The sequence below is a fragment of the Desulfosporosinus paludis genome (assembly GCF_045689965.1).
Classification (GTDB): Bacteria; Bacillota; Desulfitobacteriia; order Desulfitobacteriales; family Desulfitobacteriaceae; genus Desulfosporosinus; species Desulfosporosinus paludis.
In genome coordinates this window covers 181686-200698 of record NZ_CP144211.1, presented here as the reverse complement: position 1 = coordinate 200698, position 19013 = coordinate 181686, and the positions used below count along the sequence as shown (strand labels likewise).

Sequence of the window (19013 nt, the reverse complement as noted above, 5' to 3'; positions counted from 1 at the left end):
TAGACGGTGACTACCTAAAAACATTGCAATGCTTAAGGGAGGTATTTGACGATGGAGAACTATTCAAAACTTGCAGAAAGTGTTATTGCCGGTAACGAGGAGCAAGTCAAAATCCAGGTTCGTGAGCTCATTGCGTCTGGGAGTGCCCCAGTCGATATCATTAACCAAGGACTCATTGAGGGTATGAATGTCGTGGGACAACGTTTCAAAGTGGGTGATATGTATGTTCCAGAGGTACTAATGTGTGCTCGTAGTATGAATGCTGGCCTTGAGATTGTTCGTCCAATGATTGCAGACGCTGATATTGAAAGTTCTTGTAAAATAATTATTGGTACCGTCAAAGGTGACCTGCATGATATCGGAAAGAATCTTGTCAGCATGATGATGGAAAGCGGAGGCTTGGAAGTCATTGATCTTGGTGTGGATGTTTCAGTGGATGATTTCATTGGAGCAATCAATGAACATCATCCGGATATTTTAGCCATGTCGGCCTTATTGACAACGACAATGCCTAAAATGAAAGAAGTAATTCAGGCATTGCTGGAAAGAGGTCTGCGTGACAATGTCAAAATCATTATCGGGGAGCCCCTGTCTCCCAAGCCTTCGCCCAAACAATCGGAGCTGATGGTTACGCGTCTGATGCTGCTTCGGCTACCGAACTTTGTAAACACCTGTTTGCTTTAAATGAGAGAAAGCCTGTAGTGAATGGAAACGATGTTTCCAGATGAGATTAATCATGACCATTTTATTAAGTGTCATCGTACTCGCTAGTGTAAAAGGCTTTGACCTTAATGATTAATATAAGAACTATAAAAGCTGGAGCGTTGGCCGTTCCGGCTTTTATAGTTTCTAATACAAGAGGAATATTCGAAAAGCATATAGAATGTTTAAATGACAGATTACGAAGGTATGCTTTGCATGCCAGAATAAGAAGAGATAGCCTAAATAGAACCTGGATTTGGCTAAAGGAGAGATGAGAAATGAACTATCAATTACTTCGAAACGGACAAATGCTTACTATTCGCGAAGCCAAGCATGAAGATGCCTCTATGTTTTTAGACTATATAAGTAAAGTTGGCGCAGAGACAGACAATTTAACGTTTGGCGAAGGCGAGTTTGGAATATCCGAAGAGGAAGAGGCTAATTTTATCAAAAGCCTTGCCAAATCAGATAATCAGCTGATGGTTTGTGCATTTTTAGACGGCAAATTGGTAGGGCAATTGGTATTCAGAGGTGGCTTAAGACAAAGAGTACGCCATACTGGAGAGTTTGGGATAACAGTCCTTAAAGAGCATTGGCATAAAGGCGTTGGGAGTGAGTTAATAAATTACCTTATTACATGGGCGAGAAAATCCATAATCATAAGGAAGATTAATTTACGAGTACGTAGTGATAATCATAATGCCATTAATTTATATAAGAAATATGGCTTTATCTCAGAAGGAGCAATCACTCGGGAGTTCTTCATAAATGGTAAATTCTTTGATTCTATCCACATGGGCCTAGAGATTGACTAAGGAATAACTTTAACGCTCAAATCAGTCAAGACTGGAAACTAGAGGAGGAAGGATCTATTGCCAAAAGTTCAAATTGCGACAATCGATGATTTGGAATCACTAGCCCAACTTTATAAAGAGCTAAGTGGTGAAGAAACGGATTTCCTAAAAATGAAAGAGAATTTTATAGTGATGGATTCGAATTCTGATTATGTAGTCTTAATAGCTAAAGAGGGTAATAGCGTTGTTGGATCAGTCATGGGGATCATCTGTCTCGACTTAGTAGGTAAGTGTAATCCCTTTATGGTTATAGAAAATGTCATTGTAAAAAGTACCTGGCGCGGTCGAGGAATCGGAAAAATGCTTATCGAAGAAATAGAGAAAATTGGGCGCTTAAGAGGATGCTATTATACGATGTTTGTGTCAGGGATGCATAGAAAGAAAGCTCATCGTTTTTATGAGGCAATGGGGTATGATTTGAATTTAGTACAAGGATTCAAAAAATATTTATAGACTCAACTGGAAGGAGAAAATAAGTGAAATAAGTCGAATAATAGAGTATAATGAAATAGAACCTTAATTCTTTATAATACAACGACTTGTCATTAGTTAATTTTTATACAAGTATTTTCAATACCTTAAGGCGTAATCAACTGGCTTATCTTGCTTGAGATTTATTTCAATAAGGCTTGTGAAAATATTTATTAGAGCAATAAAGATAAAGGGGACCTAACAAATGAACAAGCCGGTACGAATAGTAGTTGCAGATGATAATCGGGAGTTAATCGAAGTATTGAAAGCATACATTCATAGTCAAGAAGACATGAAATTACTTGGCGTTGCTTATAATGGCAATGAAGCCCTAGAGGTTATTTCCCGTGAATTTCCAGATGTTTTAGTTTTGGATATAATTATGCCTCATCTCGATGGTTTAGGAGTATTAGAAAAATTACATTATGAAAAACAAAGACCACGTATTATTGTATTATCGGCCTTTGGTCAGGAATCAATGATTCAACGGGTGGTTTCTCTGGGAGCTGACTATTACATGCTGAAGCCATTTGATCTTGATACCTTGGGTAAACGGATTCGGCAGTTAAGTTCCGAAATTACTTATACCAGTTCACTCGGGGTAAATTTAACAAAAAATGGGATCTCCCAAGTCGCTGATGACACATCAAAAACCCCTGTCAAGAATTTGGAAGAGGAAGTTACCCGAGTGATTTATCAGATGGGCGTTCCAGCTCATGTAAAAGGTTATCAATATTTACGCGATGCGATCGTCAGTGTCGTTCAAGAGGTTTCCTTACTGGGTGCCGTAACAAAAGAACTCTATCCGTTGATTGCGGATAAATACCAAACTACTCCAACTCGAGCGGAACGGGCGATCCGGCATGCCATTGAATTAGCCTGGGATCGTGGTAATATAGAATTTATAAATAGATTTTTTGGCTACAGTATTAATCTTGATCGCGGTAAACCGACCAGTTCAGAATTTATTGCTATGGTGGCTGAAAAATTAAGGATGTAGACTTTGCGGTAGTTTACTGAGTTTTAATTTCTTTCATTAAGCGTTCATATAGGATGAGATTGCCAGGGCGTTACTCTAAAACTCCCTGGCTTTTGCTATGTCATTCAAAGAATTTAATTAAGAACATTTTATTTTCAGCACATGACAATTTAATGTTATGGGAAGGACTAGGCTATAGAAAAAATTCTAATAATGGCTTTGGTAAATGAGCATGACTGATTTCTTAAAGGTACATTCTGAGAGATTCGTGTAAATGTAGTCTTTTAAATAATATTGCTGAGCTAAGAAGGGGGAATCGTCCTCAAATGGAACAACACTTTCTTGTCTTCAAAGAGGTAGCGGAAACCAAAAATATTACATTATCGGCTAAGAAGCTTCATATGAGCCAACCCAGTATAACGTTACAAATTCAGAATTTAGAGAATGAGTATGGTGCGCGTTTTTTTGACCGTACCAATAAAGGCGTCGAGCTGACTAAAGCAGGCGAAATCTTCTATGAACATGTCCGGAGAGTTCTAGATATTCTTTCGACTGCCAAAGAGCAGATAAATGCTCTTGTTAAAGGCCAGAAAAAAATAATTTACATCGGTTCAGCTTTGACTATTGGAGAATATATTCTTCCCAATATTTTGGCTTTCTTGTTTAAGGCTCATCCTGATGTTGAGTTTAAGGTTAAAATCGCAAATACTGAGTCGATATCTCAGGATATCTTAGAGAAAAAAATACACATTGGCCTTATAGAGGGACCTTTCTTCCAACATAAGGACCTCAATGTTGAAAGTTTCTGGCAAGATGAGTTGGTAGTCGTGCTTCCTCATTTTCACCCTTGGGCATCGAGAAAAAGTATTACACTAGCGGAACTTTCACATGAACCTCTTGTGACAAGAGAGGAAGGCTCTGGGACTCGCAGAGCCATGGAGATGGCGTTCAAAGAGAGGGGGCTTGATCCGGACCAACTGAATATAACTATGGAGTTAGGTAGTACTCACGCCATCAAACAAGTAGTTGCGGCAGGACTTGGAATTACGCTGATCTCTTCGTTAACCGTCAGCAAAGAAAGTGAGCGAAATATCTTTAAGGTCGTAAAAATTCAAGATGCCCCTATTTATCTAGATCTCAATGTTCTTACGGATGCCCATATTACTCGGACTAAAGAGGAGCAATTCTTAATCAACCTACTCCATGATCATGAAGTAATTGGAGATATTCTGAGTAAAGATTATTATAAATTAGAGAAACAAGCCAATAAACTGCATTTGCTAACCTCAAAGTAAGTTATTCAACGATCATGAAGATCGTTGAATACATTATGGAATTATTTTCTATGGCAGGAATTAAGGGCAAGATGTGGAATGGGGTTAAGGTAGTTATTATAACGTTGACTATCTTGTGTTATTATTTATTATTTCGCTGCAGTGAGGTGAAGAGTCTGAAAAGATTTTATAAACGATATATCCCCCTTGTAGTCTTAATAATAGTTTTAACTTTAGTCCTAGTGACAGTAGCAAGTATTGGGCGGTTACATTTGGGTAAGTTACCATTTAAACAGTCTTTACGTATCCCTAATATTTCTTGCTTAAGTGATGAAGATAACGATGGTGTTAATGATTTGCAAGACATTGTTAATGGGGCAAGGGCAGAAGTAAACAGAAAGCCCCAGTACCGCAGTGCTTATTATCAAGGGGGTTTTCCGCCGGACAATGAGGGAGTATGTACGGACGTAGTGTGGAGGGCGATGCGAGATGCGGGTTATGATTTAAAGGCATTAGTAGATAAAGACATCCGCGAAAATCCTGCAAAATATCCTCGTGCAGCAGGTAGCCCAGATCCGAACATCGATTTTCGTCGTGTTCCTAACCTGAGAGCTTTTTTTGAAAGATATGGAACAGAGCTTACTAAAGATGTAAAACCGGGTGACGTTGAAAATCTCTACCAGTGGCAGCCGGGGGACATAGTCACTTTTGACAACCCACACGAGCATATTGCTATTATCTCAGATAAACGCCGGCAGGACGGAGTACCTTTCATTTTACATAATGCGGGACCGACACCAAGTGAGACAGATCAGCTTGAAAGTTGGCCATCGAAAATTACGGGACATTTCCGGTTCCCGAAGCTCGACTGATCAGTGGTACAGGTATCGCGATTGTCGAACTGGAAAATTTTCCGTCACGGAAAGTAAAATACCCACTTTTTCTCCTTTTACACGTTACCAACATAAGGAATTTTAACACAATAAAAGTTTGTGTTACTTATAAGTCTGTAGACCGATATTTAACCCTTAGTTAAACTGAAGTGATTGAGTCATTAAAGGCAAATCATCAGGAATAAACAGAAGACCTTAGTGAACAGCATAATTTTGCAAGGTCTTTTTTATATTCTCGAATTGAAGAATCTATCATAATTCAGTAAAAACCAGACCCCGGTGTTCTGCACACCGGGGTTGAATTTATATAGGAAGAATTAACTTGCTATGGGAGCAGGTCGGAGCTATCATACCTGCACTGTTGAGGCCCGGTGTAATAGGTAAATTTCACCTAATTATTTATAGATTCATTAATATTGGGTCGAATGTTCCAGAAAATAGCAGTTAAATTGATCCTTTTTTAGAACATGATTCTGTTTATTGCGACTCGCACCATGAATTAAACTGATATAGGAGGCGACATCCGTAGACGTAGGCGAGAAAATAGCGAAGTTTCGCCAGGAAAAAAACCTGACGCAAAAAGAGTTAGCGGAGGAAGCCAGAATTAGCGTTAGTTATCTAAAAAAGATTGAGGAAGGACATTATAAACGACCCCATATAAAAATATTAGCAATAATTGCCGATGTCCTTGAAGTTGATTTGAGAAAACTACTGGAGGAGGAGTAATATTGGACGATTATAGGATAGAAAACTTTTGTCAAAACTTCTGTGATAAATTATGTAATCATTTAACAGTTATTAAAGGGTACTTGGATTTAAGTGAAGAAAAGGATGACAAGAACTTTTCCTATGAATTAAGGAAAGAAATCGATAATACGGTAAAATCAATTAAAGAATGCATTGATGAAATAAACAGCTGGAAATGGTAACGAGAAGAGGCTTTGAATCAGCTTACTACAATTATTGACAGGTGAGGTGTTCAGAGCTGTTCTTATAATGAGCGTCTGGGACAAATATATTTCGAAAGAGATGAGAATAGTGTATCATGGAAAAAGCCTTTGAAAAGAGACTAAAGGCATACCTCCGTAGATTCGTTCGCGTTTTAAAGTCAATAAAACATCACCCAAATGAACTCTACCTGGTTTCGTTGTAAATCCAAGTCTATATCCAAGCTTTGACATCAATTTTAGAGTTGTTTTGTTATATTTGCCAGACGGAAAACATAGAGCTTGTACACTGATGCCAAGATGCTGCTCCAGTTCCTGTTTAGAAATATTAAGCTCACTGTCTTGTTGATTTTCAGTAAGTGAGGCTAGGTCTAAATGATGTACGGTATGGCTACCAATAAAATTTCCTTGTTTGATGAGGTCATTAAGTTGTTCCCAATTCATCATTCCGTGACCTACGGAATTTGTAATGATAAAAAAGGTAGCCCTAAAGTTGTTATGCTGCATAATTGGCCAGGCTGATCTATAATTATCACCATATCCATCATCGAATGTGAGTAATATTGGTTTTTCAGGAACCGATGCTTTATTTACTAAAGCCTGATACAAATCCTCTATGGATATTGAATGATAGCCCTGCCGGCGAAGCCAGGCTATTTCTTCATTAAATTGTTTCACGGGAACGCCGAGAGAGTTACCAGGAAGTGTACTGATGGAATGGTACATTAGTATCGGTATACCTTCGTTAGGAAACGCAATCATTTTGGGTTTCTGGGCACTTAAAGAAGAAGGGCCAGGTGAAGAAACGATAGGTTCGTGAGCTTTTGACCTAGGGTAGTGGCTGTACCGTAAATCAATCGGTACAGGCCATTTGATGGTTAAAGAAAACAGTAGTAAAACTAGGACACTGATACATGCTATAAGTAGGTTCCGTTTTTGGTTCATTAATTGGTTCCATCCCTTAAATACTATTTGTTTATAGGATAACGAATGACTAGCTTATTATGTATTTTAAGGCAATCTATTATTATTTCCCAATACGTTTACTCAAGGAGAAGCATCTGCCAAACGAAACGAATACATGATGGAAAAATGAAAGCAGAGTATAGGGAGCATCATGAGAGGTAAAAAATTATTCGGCCTACTGTTGGACTTTTTACATTATTACTGTTGACTTAAGGTAAAATAGAATAAATTGATAATTGCAATGTTAGGGGGTAATGGTGTGATAGTGGTTACCACCGAAAATATCAAAGGTTTCAAAGTCACAGAAGTAAAAGGGCAGGTTTTTGGAGTTGTTGTTCGCAGCCGAGGACTAGGCGGGAACGTGATGGCTGGGTTACGTAGTCTTGTAGGTGGAGAAATCCATGAATACACGGCTTTACTTGAAGACACACGTAAACAAGCCATAGACCGTTTAGTTAAGAATGCCCAAGCTATGGGAGCGAATGCAGTTGTTATGATGAGGTTTGATTCCAGTGAAATTGGACAGACGATGAGCGAAATTGTCGCTTATGGAACTGGAGTAGTAGTGGAGAAAGAAGCCTAGTGATGAGAACAGCCGTAGGAATATATGCGTTAATTTATGGCGGGTTTATTATTATTGCATTATTTTCATGGTTTATTTGGGATAAACGATATAGAAAGAATCATGGAACAGTTATTCCCAAAGGTTATGTGGCTACGGAGGAGGTTTTCGTAGACCCTGTCAGCGGTACAAAACTCAAAGTTTATTACGATCCACAAACTGGAAATAGATTTTATCGAGAGACTTGAGAAGTTTACAGAAACGCACTTAGAGGCGTGAGGAGTGCTTAAACTGACAGATTGTTGACGGTTATTACAAGGTTCTGGGCTAATTAAAAGTGTGTTTTTGTTTCCTTGGACGTATATCCGGGGGAATTTTTTATTTTAACAGAAATCAGAAGTCCACAAACAGACTTGTATTATTTGATCTGTCTACTCTGAGGGGGTGCATATCAAAGTTCGTATCAACGGCTCTTTATTTTGAGAAAATATAACTGCGAGCCCAAGAGCCCGCAGTTAAAGATGTTCCTCCGCAAATTCAATCATTCGTTTGGGTAATTTGACCACTGACAGAGCCGTTTTCCACGATTTGTTCAGTCGTAATCGAGTTGAAGGCCCATTTCGTCAGCTACTTCATACTTGAATGATCCAATTGCTGTGAAGCTAACTGGGCTGCTATATTTGTATTTCATTCTCTGAAGACATGATTTATTATTTCAACGATGCGACAAAATCTCCAATTGCTTTTATTTGAGTGTCATTAAGTTTACCAGCAAAAGCAGGCATTTTACCCTGTCCTTTACTGATGATAGCTTGAACTTTTGAAGAATTATTTTTCCACTCATTAGTATTTATTGCAGGGCCAGCGCTCCCTCCAGCTCCAGTTATGCCATGACATCCGGCACAATTTGTTGCATATAATGCTGCTCCGTCTACCTGGGTTGTAGTGGGTGATGTCCCGGCAGGAGTATTTGTCGTGGGTGGGGTAGTTGATGGAGCGGGTTGTTGCTTACTGCACCCAATTAAAAGTAAAAGACTTAGAAATGAGATGACAATAATTGATTTTTGCAAACGCATATACAGGATTCCTCCTTGTCGTAATCTATAGTTAAAGTGTACAAATGCTTTGCTAAATATTCTTAGGGAGAAAGAGTAGTATAGTATCACCACAAGAGGCGTCTGGGAGAACCTATTCCTGCGTTTTATCTTATGGATGAAAGGAATTACCCCAGTATTTAGGGAAAAAAATATCATTTCCGACTGATAAAAAACGGAATATTAAAATAAGCGATTGATTTCCTGGAGCTTATTGCGTCCGAAAGGTGGGGAATCATAGAGAAGTTCTATTCTTAGTGCTTATTTAAGGAGGACTTGATAATGAAAAGAACAATAAGAGCTGGTATAATTAATTATATATTGATGTCTATTAGCTACCCTTTTTACCATCAAAAATATTCAGGAGAAGCATTAGGAGTAACATGAAAAGAATAAATGAAATTTTTAGCGATTATGAAGCAAGGGGTAACATAAGTACTGCAATTGTAGAAGCGGTAGTCTTAAACAAAAGTACGAAAACCCTGGAGATGAAAATCAGCTCTGATAAATATATTGAAATAAGAGAGATAGAGTTAATTAATAAATTTATAAAAGAAAGATTAGCGTTAAACGATTCGGTAATCGCGATAGAATATCCGATGGGAACGGATAGAAGACCAATTGAAGAGGAACTCCAAACTATTGTATCTTTGTTGGCGGATAAAAATCCTGTCTTAAAATCAGCTTTAACTAAAAGTGACTATGAAATAGTAAAAAATAATACCATAAATTTTAAGTTTAAAATTGGAATATCTTACTTATTAAGAGCTAGGGGTTACGATAAACTAATTTACGAAGCCATAAAAAACATGTACGGTATAGCGTATCAAATAAATTTTGTTGATAACGTAAGCAATGAAGAATCCATGAGACTGCAAGAGGATGCCTATGCCAAGGAAATGCTGCTTCTGCAAAAGGAAGTTAGAGCAACAATTAACAGCGCCCCTAAATTACTTAAGGAAGATGCAGAGATAAAGCAGGAAATAAAAGCTGAAACCGACGGTAAAAAAGAAAATTCATCCTTAATATTAGGGAGAAATGCCAATATTAAGGATACTATCATTAAAATTACGGACGTTACGCCGGATGAGGGAAAGATAGCTCTTGAGGGTGAATTATCCAATATAGAAGCAAAAGAATTAAGAAGCGGAAAAACATTAATTTCCTTTGATTTATATGACGGATCAAGTTCCGTGACCTGTAAGGCCTTTATCAAACCTGGTGAAGACGGTGAGATATTATCTCGGCTTAAAAAGTCTAAGAGCGTCAGGCTTTCTGGAAATGCAGGTTACAGCAAGTTCTCTGGGGAAACCGAGCTTATTGCCAATACGATCATTGAAACTGAGGGTGTGAAAAAGGCTAAGAGGCAGGATAAGACTGAGGTAAAGCGTGTAGAACTGCACATGCATACCCAAATGAGTCAGATGGATGCTATGACCAGTGCCACTGATTTAATAAAAAGAGCCATGAGCTGGGGCATGAAATCCGTTGCCATAACGGATCATGGAGTGGTACAGTCCTTTCCTGAGGCCCATAAGCTCATAGGAAGAGATAATCCTAACATGAAGATCATCTATGGAGTAGAGGCCTATTTGGCACCGGATAAAAAGCCATCTGTCACAAACTCCAAGGGACAGAGTATTGATACCATCTATTGTGTGTTGGATTTGGAAACCACAGGCTTTTCAGCTGTAACAGAGAAAATTACAGAAATAGGAATCATGAAACTTAAAGGCGGCAAGGTAATTGATGAATTCAGCTGCTTTGTTAACCCCGAAAAGCCTATTCCGGCAAGGGTAGTAGAGGTTACTAACATAACCGATGATATGGTAAGAAATGCGGAAACCATTGATCAGGTATTTCCTAAAATCCTGGATTTTATTAAGGAGAGTGTTTTAGTTGCCCATAATGCTGAATTTGATATAGGCTTTTTAAAGCATAATGCCAGCGTTTTGGGCTATGATTTCGATTACACCTATTTGGATACTTTATCCTTGGCCAAGGAGCTCTTTCCTGATTATAAAACATATAAATTAGGGAGAATTGCCAAAAATCTAGGGATAAAGGTAGAGGTTGCTCATAGAGCTTTAGATGACGTCGATACCACCGTTAAGGTCTTTAATGTAATGCTGGAAAAACTGAAGCAAAGGGGAGCAGAAACCCTTGAGGATATAGACCGATATAGCTTCGATGAAGAAGCTAAGAGGGATGCTTATAAGAAACTTAAAACCTATCATGCGATAATTTTAGCAAAGGATTATGTCGGATTAAAGAATTTATATAAGCTGGTCTCCTATTCCCACTTGGATTATTTTTATAAAAAACCACGTATCTTAAAGAGCCTCTACAAAGAATACTCCGAAGGTTTAATCCTTGGCAGTGCCTGCAGTGAAGGAGAGCTTTACCAGGCAATCTTGCTTGGAAAATCCGATGAGGAAATTGAAGCCATTGCTGAGGAATACGATTATTTAGAGATCCAGCCGCTGGGGAATAATGACTATTTAGTAAGAACAGAGCAGGTGCCCAACAAAGACTATTTAAAGGAAATCAATCGAAAAATTATTGCTCTGGGTGAAAAATTAAACAAGCCTGTAGTTGCTACGGGAGATGTTCACTTCCTCGATCCTGAAGATGAGATATACAGGCGTATTCTGGAAGCAGGTCAGGGCTTTAAGGATGCGGATAATCAGGCACCCTTATATTTAAAAACCACAGAGGAGATGCTTGGGGAATTTTCCTATCTAGGTGAGGAAAAGGCCTATGAAGTGGTTATAACAAACACCAATCTGATATCTGATATGTGTGATCCCATCAGTCCTATTTCAACAGAAAAATGCCCGCCTCATATTGAAGGCTGCGAGCAGACCATTAAAGATATTGCCTTCGGGAAGGCCCATGAGCTCTATGGAGACCCGTTGCCGGAAAATGTCCAGCAAAGGTTGGACAGGGAACTGGATTCTATTATAAAAAATGGCTTCTCCGTAATGTATATCATCGCTCAAAAGCTCGTATGGAAATCAAACGAAGATGGCTATCTGGTCGGCTCCAGAGGCTCTGTTGGTTCCTCTGTTGTAGCCTATATGACCGGTATAACGGAAGTAAATGCGTTGCCGGCCCATTATAGGTGCCCCAACTGCAAGTACTCGGATTTTTCCGAGTATGGCTTTAAAATCGGCTTTGACTTGCCCGATAAGGTTTGCCCAGACTGCGGAGAAAAGCTGGCTAAGGATGGTATAGATATCCCTTTCGAAACCTTCTTAGGGTTCAATGGAGATAAGGAACCAGACATAGATTTAAACTTCTCGGGAGAATATCAAGCTAAGGCCCATAAATACACAGAGGTTATCTTTGGGAAAGGCACAACCTTTAAGGCCGGGACTATAGGTACTATAGCCGAAAAAACAGCCTTTGGCTACGTGAAAAAGTATTTTGAGGAAAAGAACCGGACAACAAACAAGGCGGAAATTATCAGAATTTCAAGAGGCTGTACGGGTATAAAAAGAACTACGGGACAGCACCCGGGTGGAATTATAGTGGTGCCTAAGGGCCGGGAAATCTTTGAATTTTGCCCCGTACAGCATCCTGCCGATGATTCAAACTCGGATATCATAACAACACATTTCGACTATCATTCGATTGATCAGAACCTGTTAAAGCTGGACATACTGGGTCATGATGATCCTACAGTCATAAGAATGCTTCAGGATATCACGGGAGTGGACCCCCAAAGGATACCTATGGATGATCAGGAAACAATGTCGATATTCTCATCCACGGAAGTCTTAGGGGTGGCTCCGGAGCAAATAAACTCTAAGGTAGGGACTTTCGGGATTCCTGAATTTGGTACGAAGTTCGTAAGGGGAATGCTTTTAGATACAAGGCCGACAGCCTTCACAGATTTAATCTGTATTTCAGGACTTTCCCATGGTACTGATGTGTGGCTGGGAAATGCGAAGGACTTAATTGATGCGGGAACAGTCACCTTAAGTGAAGCAGTATGTACCCGAGACGATATTATGATTTACCTCATTAAAAAGGGTCTGCCGCCCAATACTGCCTTTAAGATAATGGAGCTGGTTCGTAAAGGAAAGGCCTTAAAGGACCCTGAAAAATGGGCTGAATATGAAGCAATGATGAGAGAGCACGATGTACCGGAATGGTATATAGATTCCTGCAGAAAAATTAAATACATGTTCCCAAAGGCCCATGCTGCAGCCTATGTAATGATGGCTTTCAGAATTGCCTGGTTTAAGGTGCACATACCCAAGGCTTATTATGCAGCTTACTTCACCATTAGGGCAAAGGCCTTTGACGCTGAATTTATGATCTTCGGCAAAGAAAAAGTTAAAGCAAAGATGAAGGAAATTGAGATGCTGGGCAATCAAGCTGCCCCTAAGGATAAAGATATGTACGATGATTTGGAATCGGTTTTGGAAATGTACGAAAGAGGCTTCAATTTCCTGCCCATTGATTTATATAAATCCCATGCATCGAGATTTCAAGTAGAGGAGGATGGCTTAAGACCGCCCATAAACAGTATATCTGGCATGGGAACCGTCGCGGCAGAAGGTATTTATAACGCTGTCCAAGAAAAACCCTTTAACTCCGTAGAGGATATCAAGAAACGTGCTAAGATTGGAAATTCGGCGATCGATTTGCTTAGAGGATTTAATTGCTTAAAAGGTCTGCCGGAAAGTGATCAATTGAGTCTTTTTGATGTAGTTTAAGGTCAATGCTCTTGAAAAAGCTCGGCAGCAATGGAGAATAATAATTCATTAGGAAAAAATGACTAAAATCCGCCTTCCCCAAAAACATTGGAAGGCGGATTTTACGTGTAGCATTTTCGTTGGCGCATCAATACCAATAGTCTAACTTCTTAATGGTGACCCTCAGATACAAAGAGAAAACCAGTTAAATTTATTAGAAAATAACGCCTAAAGCGATAAGAATCAAGATAGCAATTGCAATGATTCCTACACCGACTCCTACTCCAACACCGCCATAAGCAGCAACCGGAGCAACAACAGGTTGAGGACAACATGCTCCGCTCATTCCGCCATAACCCATTCCGTACATAAAATGTTCCACCTTTCTAAATTTAGAATACGATTCCTAAAGCGATCAGAAGAAGAATTATCACTACAACGATTGCGATTCCGGCTCCAACTCCAACTCCTGTTCCACAACCACATGCAGCTCCATCAACGTTACCAAATGCCATTTGCATTTCCTCCTTTACCAGATATATCCTAATGTATGAACAGAATGGTAATTATGGAATTTGTCTTATTGTATAAAGAGATTGTTTTTCAAAGCTAAAGGGTTTCTAGGTTAAAATACTCAGAACCTAAACAGGAGCGTAACGAAACTAAAGTTTCACTACACCCCCGTTTAGGTTCTGAGTTTGGTTAAAGCCCCTTTTTTCTGGGGGTTAAAACCATGTTCACTATTGGGCCAAAAGAACTTCATCTAATAGATGGTCTGCTTGATCTTGAGCAATTCCTTTGACTTGCATAATCTCACTGATAAACATCCGGCGGGCACTCTTTAACATATTTGTGTCCTCTAATCCAAGCTTATTCTTTTGGCTTTTGCGCATTAAATCTCGGATGATTTCAATTTCTTTGTAAATATCGCCGGTTTTCATTTTGTTTTTATTAACATTCCTGCAATAGCGTCGGTCTTCATAGATAATTGGATCTGTATTTCCATGGTGAAAATCTGTCAGAATAGTTTCCAAGATATCAGGCTTAATTATCTGACGGATACCAAGAGCCTCAGCTTTTTCTATTGGAATCATAATTTGCAGATTGTTTTGAGGCATATTCAACGTATAGTAAAGCTTCTTTATTCCTAATACCTCTTTCTCCTCAATGTTTTCAATAACACCTACACCTTGCATTGGATAAAGAACCTTGTCGCCGATTTGAAACATAAATACACCTCCTGAGATACCTATTTATTAAGTATATCACAGGATCGTATAATTAACAAATAATACAGTTTACCATATCGTTTTAGTTGTTGTCAATGGACAAAGAAAAACTGATTTACTTTACCATCCGTTACATGGATATGTTACCTAGTCAATAAATACGACAAAATATATTTGAATATCCTCTATATAAACTAAAAACTATAAAATTATTCAAAAAAATACTACAAAATGCAACGGGTATTTTAAATGACATGTGCTAGAATAAGCTTCAGAATCTTTCAACAGATTTATGGCTTGGAGCAAAGGATTGGTCAGATGAAGTAACGATGAGAAACAAGAGGGGTCTTTTTGATGTTAAACTATATGGACAATTATCATAATATGGAACTTGAAAAGAGAAATCTCGATCAAAATGAATATATTTATACCTATAGAAATTCTTTTGAAATGATAGAATTCCGATTTATTTTTGAAGGATCATTAAACATTGTTCATTTTATCGTTTACCCAAGAGGCAAAGGATTGGGAACTTCATTTATTGGATATTTAATTGATGGCTTACCATCTCAAACAAATATTAAGTTAAAACCAAAAAATTCACTTGCAGTAAAGTTTTGGCTAAGTCGAGGTTTTAGGTTTGAAAGTGATGAGGTTATGGTTTATAACAAGGACTAAAGGGATTGGCACAGCCAATATCATATGAAGAGCAAACGTACTTACATAGTTCCGATGAACTTGGAGGGATCGATTAATCAGGATATTAAGCAGTTTTTTGAGTTGATAATAAATTGTTAAAGACGGCAATCAAATAATAACATCCAAATAGATCTAAAGATTTAACTACAAAGAATAACCCTTTGTGGATATAAATATAACCTGCTTTATATGCAAGATATTGAGCAACAAATAAACATAACAAAGCCATCGTTTTAACCACTCGATTAAACCTGGATTTATATAAGATTATTAGAAAATTAAGCACTATGAATTGGTAAACAAAACCTGATGAAGTGTTATTTCTATTTATATCAGTAAAAAATATTTTACTCTGTAATAATTGTATACCTAATATATATCAGACCAAAAACACAATACCAAATATATGAAAAATCATAAATGACTAGAAATAATGATGTTGAGGAAACGGATATTTGTGAAAATAATTACCAAAGATTATATCCAGATAAGAATCTTGGAACATTTTAGGATAGTAATTATAAGCTTTTAAACCTAGTACTAAAATTGCTTCTAAAACAAATGAAAATCCTATTATGGAAAATAGAAATGCTATAGCGAATTTCATATTATTCTTTGCTTTATGTAGTATCAAAACATTTGTAAGGATACTGGAAACAAATAATAATAATATGAACCATATTGTATTTGTCCAAAATGTTGAATTCATGTGCGCGTCTCCTTGGACATTTAATTGGCTACGACAAACACATAATTGAAGAGTTGTCCTACTTTATGATACTAAAGGGTAAATCAAATAAGCATATCATTAAAATTGCTAAAGCAAGCGATATAGGCCAAACCCACAGTGATTTTTTAAAGTGCAATAGAAGAAGTGGGAACATTAGAAAGTTAAAACCAAAGGACCAATAAAGATTCCAACCATTATGGTAAGTAATGTATCCTAAGTTATATGAAAGCCATTCAATCGAAGTATACAATAGTGAGCAAAAGAGGAAGAATGGGACATATAATGTTTTCCGACTCCTAATTTTCGAATAGAGTGCAAAAAAAACAAGACAAGTACATGGGAAACATATAAAAGCAATTATAAATTCCGAAAAATCATTGCTAATAAAGGGCGACTCGAATTGCCAGAGGGGCTTATTCGCAGTCAATAGAATACAAGATAGGTCCCCAATAATCAGATACAAAATTGTAGAATAATATTGTTTCCAGTTTCGCCAATCTCCCCATTTCCAAGCAATAAAAATTGAAACCAGGGCCAGAATTATACGGTAATCAGACATTCAATTTAACCTCAAATATTTATATCGACATCCATGCCTCTAGTCATTCTGCCTTTTCGTTGGCATTTATATACAGAGATCGAATGGAGTCTCTGATCATGACTATTGTTTTGTAAAGGGTTGCATTATTATAGCTTAATGGATAAACTAGTTGCATCTATGAAAAGGGAGCGCTGCTCTTGCCAGAATTACAGAGTTGGACATTACATAAGGTGAAATGGCATATATTGCCTTTAGTGTTTATTTTGTACATCGTAAATATTTTAGATCGTGTTAATCTAGGGTATGCTGCCATGGAAATGAATAGGGATTTAAATATTACATCGGTAGCATATGGAACCCTGTCTGCCGCCTTTTTTATTTCTTTTTTAATGTTTGAGGTTCCGAGTAACATCATCCTCCACCATCTAGGAACCAAAAAATGGATGGCTCGGATCATGATCACTTGGGGTTTTATAACTGCCCTTCATTTTTTTGCTCAGAACTTTACCCAAATCTACCTGTTGCGTTTTTTACTCGGAATAGCTGAAGCTGGTTTTTTTCCAGGGATAATTTATTATTTTACCTATTGGTTTCCTGCTAAGGAACGCGCATGGGCTACGTCTCTTTTCATGGTGGCCAGTCCTGTTTCAAATATTATTGGTGCTCCACTGGCTGTATTTATTCTGGATCATATTCATTGGTTCAGTTATGCTGGGTGGAGATGGTTGTTTGTCATCGAAGGGGTGCCAGCCATAATCTTAGGGATTATAACGCTCTTATTTATGACTAATAAACCGCAAGATGCCAAATGGCTTACGCCAGAAGAAAAGGATTGGTTAACTCAGGAAATACAGAGGGAACAGGTTCAAAACCAAATCCAGCATGTTTCCATTGCCAAAGTCTTCGCTCATTCGAAGGTCTTGCATCTGGTTGTTATTCACATAACCATCCAAATGATGTTTCAAAGCATATCTTTTTGGATGCCGACCATAGTCAAAGAGTTTTCCAATACATTTTCAAATACAGATGTTGGTCTGATTATGATGCTTCCGGGTATTGCTGGTGCTATTGCTATGCCGATCTGGGCACTTCATTCAGATCGAGCCAAAGAGAGGAAATGGCACATTGCTCTTCCAATCTTGCTTTCTGCTCTGGGTCTAGCCATGACAGGTTTTTCATCCTCAATAACTGTAAAAATTCTCGGAGTTGTCCTAAATGGAATGGGGAATGCCTGCTTTTACGGCCCCTTTTGGTCCTTACCTGCTACTTTCCTGACAACTGAAAGTGCGGCTGTTGGAGTGGCCATAATAAACTCTTCCTCCAGTATCGGTGGATTTTTTGGCAACAAAATTGTTGGTGTGATTAAAGATTCTTCACTAGGTGTCAGCGGTGTTTTAGTATTTTTGATCGTTTGTTGTTTAGGGGCCTTCACCTTGACAATGACTTTAAGGTTAAAAGAAGCAATTTAACATAGGAATTACACCAAACCATAGATTCACAGATCATTCTTTGCAAGAATATTAAGTTGAACAAAAGGAAATTCAATGCTATGATATTTACGTCTAAATGAAGATCTAACGCCTGTTTTAGGTAAGGTGAATATGGAGAATATAACTAAGATTTGCAGAGATAGTGTGTCGGAGCTTGTGTATAGCCAATTATTGGATAATATTATTAAAGGCAAATGGGTACCGGGTGACAAGATTCCATCTGAACACCAATTGGCTTCGTTATTTGGTATTAGTCGAGTATCTGTACGAGTTGCCTTGAAAAAAATGATTATCCTGGGATTACTGGAAGCGAAAGTTGGGGAAGGAACCTACGTCAGGGAATTCACCCCGGGACTGTATTTAACCGAACTTGCTCCAATTATCATGCAGCCTAAAAACCAAATTGAAATCTTAGAGTTTCGAAAAGCTCTGGAAACTGAAGTTATCCGATTGGCAATCGTACGGGCTCAAGATGATGAGATCCAAGAATTAGAAGATATTTATTCACAAATGTGCAGAGCGTCTGAAACGTCGAATTTAGACGAGTATTTTAACCTGGATGGTCAATTTCACAAATGCCTTTTTAAAATGTCCAGGAACAGTTTGTTCATTAGTATCTTTCAGAGTTTGAGTGATCTATTATTTGAACACTATCAATTAATAGTTAAAAAAAGTTGGGAAGTTGATGGTATACCGAGGGTTGCCGAGGAAGATGAACACTTTAATATTGTTCAAGGTTTAAAACATCGAGACCCAGAATTAGCCTTGGAAGCTTATATTGCTATGGTAAACGCAAAATTGGCTTTGTTCAGTGAGTAATAAATCCTCAATGATTGTAAACTATTTTTTCAATCGTTGGGGATTTATTTTATGTCA

19 protein-coding genes and 1 pseudogene are annotated in these 19013 nt (G+C 38.0%); 14 read left to right on the top strand and 6 right to left on the bottom strand.

Going from position 1 to position 19013, the window contains the following annotated elements; translation table 11 throughout:
• Window positions 1-51 precede the first annotated feature (51 nt).
• The 8 genes and pseudogenes from VZF35_RS00960 to VZF35_RS00925 all read left to right on the top strand — a co-directional run bounded on the left by VZF35_RS00960 (window position 52) and on the right by VZF35_RS00925 (window position 6102).
• Window positions 52-728, top strand: a pseudogene (locus tag VZF35_RS00960) (B12-binding domain-containing protein).
• Window positions 729-980: 252 nt separating this feature from the next.
• Entirely contained in the window at window positions 981-1517 is a 537-nt protein-coding gene (locus VZF35_RS00955) for a GNAT family N-acetyltransferase (RefSeq protein ID WP_407310140.1), read from the top strand.
• Window positions 1518-1574: 57 nt separating this feature from the next.
• Window positions 1575-2009 carry a GNAT family N-acetyltransferase gene (locus VZF35_RS00950; protein ID WP_407310138.1) on the top strand — a complete coding sequence of 145 codons (435 nt, stop codon included), beginning with the start codon at window positions 1575-1577 and terminating at the stop codon, window positions 2007-2009.
• Window positions 2010-2232: 223 nt separating this feature from the next.
• Window positions 2233-3027, top strand: a complete 795-nt coding sequence (gene spo0A, locus VZF35_RS00945; protein ID WP_407310136.1) for a sporulation transcription factor Spo0A — start codon at window positions 2233-2235, stop codon at window positions 3025-3027.
• 305 nt (window positions 3028-3332) lie between these two features.
• Window positions 3333-4301: a LysR family transcriptional regulator gene (locus VZF35_RS00940; protein ID WP_407310134.1), complete on the top strand. Its 969-nt coding sequence runs from the start codon at window positions 3333-3335 to the stop codon at window positions 4299-4301.
• Between the two features lie 50 nt (window positions 4302-4351).
• Complete coding sequence (locus tag VZF35_RS00935) at window positions 4352-5152, top strand: DUF1287 domain-containing protein (RefSeq protein ID WP_407310132.1); 801 nt, start codon at window positions 4352-4354, stop codon at window positions 5150-5152.
• 564 nt (window positions 5153-5716) lie between these two features.
• Window positions 5717-5899 (top strand): helix-turn-helix domain-containing protein, encoded by a 183-nt coding sequence (locus tag VZF35_RS00930; protein ID WP_407314864.1) that lies wholly within the window; start codon window positions 5717-5719, stop codon window positions 5897-5899.
• A 2-nt stretch (window positions 5900-5901) separates the two neighbouring features.
• On the top strand, window positions 5902-6102 hold the full coding sequence (locus VZF35_RS00925; protein ID WP_407310130.1) for a hypothetical protein: 201 nt from the start codon (window positions 5902-5904) through the stop codon (window positions 6100-6102).
• A gap of 114 nt (window positions 6103-6216) precedes the next feature.
• Here the strand turns inward: VZF35_RS00925 and VZF35_RS00920 are convergent, their stop codons facing one another.
• A complete protein-coding gene (locus VZF35_RS00920; protein WP_407310128.1) occupies window positions 6217-6798 on the bottom strand; it encodes a polysaccharide deacetylase family protein in 582 nt (193 codons plus the stop codon).
• A gap of 547 nt (window positions 6799-7345) precedes the next feature.
• On the opposite strand from VZF35_RS00920, the gene VZF35_RS00915 reads away from it, so the two are divergent.
• Window positions 7346-7669: a heavy metal-binding domain-containing protein gene (locus VZF35_RS00915; RefSeq protein ID WP_407310126.1), complete on the top strand. Its 324-nt coding sequence runs from the start codon at window positions 7346-7348 to the stop codon at window positions 7667-7669.
• A gap of 2 nt (window positions 7670-7671) precedes the next feature.
• On the top strand, window positions 7672-7896 hold the full coding sequence (locus VZF35_RS00910) for a hypothetical protein (protein WP_407314862.1): 225 nt from the start codon (window positions 7672-7674) through the stop codon (window positions 7894-7896).
• A 462-nt stretch (window positions 7897-8358) separates the two neighbouring features.
• On the opposite strand, the gene VZF35_RS00905 is transcribed toward VZF35_RS00910, so the two are convergent.
• Complete coding sequence (locus VZF35_RS00905) at window positions 8359-8724, bottom strand: c-type cytochrome (RefSeq protein WP_407310124.1); 366 nt, start codon at window positions 8722-8724, stop codon at window positions 8359-8361.
• Window positions 8725-9125: 401 nt separating this feature from the next.
• Between VZF35_RS00905 and polC the strand changes: the two genes are divergently transcribed.
• The gene (gene polC, locus VZF35_RS00900) at window positions 9126-13469 is read left to right on the top strand and encodes a DNA polymerase III subunit alpha (protein ID WP_407310122.1); all 4344 of its coding nucleotides are present in this window, start codon (window positions 9126-9128) and stop codon (window positions 13467-13469) included.
• Window positions 13470-13662: 193 nt separating this feature from the next.
• Here polC and VZF35_RS00895 read toward each other — a convergent pair whose 3' ends face one another.
• The 3 genes from VZF35_RS00895 to VZF35_RS00885 form a co-directional block, all read right to left on the bottom strand.
• Entirely contained in the window at window positions 13663-13818 is a 156-nt protein-coding gene (locus VZF35_RS00895; protein ID WP_407310120.1) for a hypothetical protein, read from the bottom strand.
• A 22-nt stretch (window positions 13819-13840) separates the two neighbouring features.
• Window positions 13841-13963 carry a hypothetical protein gene (locus VZF35_RS00890; RefSeq protein WP_407310119.1) on the bottom strand — a complete coding sequence of 41 codons (123 nt, stop codon included), beginning with the start codon at window positions 13961-13963 and terminating at the stop codon, window positions 13841-13843.
• Between the two features lie 225 nt (window positions 13964-14188).
• Complete coding sequence (locus VZF35_RS00885; protein WP_407310117.1) at window positions 14189-14677, bottom strand: CarD family transcriptional regulator; 489 nt, start codon at window positions 14675-14677, stop codon at window positions 14189-14191.
• A gap of 354 nt (window positions 14678-15031) precedes the next feature.
• Between VZF35_RS00885 and VZF35_RS00880 the strand changes: the two genes are divergently transcribed.
• Window positions 15032-15355, top strand: coding sequence for a hypothetical protein (locus tag VZF35_RS00880; protein WP_407310115.1), 324 nt, complete (start codon window positions 15032-15034; stop codon window positions 15353-15355).
• Window positions 15356-16143: 788 nt separating this feature from the next.
• Here VZF35_RS00880 and VZF35_RS00875 read toward each other — a convergent pair.
• Complete coding sequence (locus VZF35_RS00875) at window positions 16144-16665, bottom strand: CBO0543 family protein (protein ID WP_407310113.1); 522 nt, start codon at window positions 16663-16665, stop codon at window positions 16144-16146.
• Between the two features lie 245 nt (window positions 16666-16910).
• On the opposite strand from VZF35_RS00875, the gene VZF35_RS00870 reads away from it, so the two are divergent.
• Window positions 16911-18116: an MFS transporter gene (locus tag VZF35_RS00870; RefSeq protein ID WP_407310111.1), complete on the top strand. Its 1206-nt coding sequence runs from the start codon at window positions 16911-16913 to the stop codon at window positions 18114-18116.
• Window positions 18117-18281: 165 nt separating this feature from the next.
• Window positions 18282-18956, top strand: coding sequence for a FadR/GntR family transcriptional regulator (locus VZF35_RS00865; RefSeq protein ID WP_407310109.1), 675 nt, complete (start codon window positions 18282-18284; stop codon window positions 18954-18956).
• The last annotated feature ends 57 nt before the right edge of the window (window positions 18957-19013 follow it).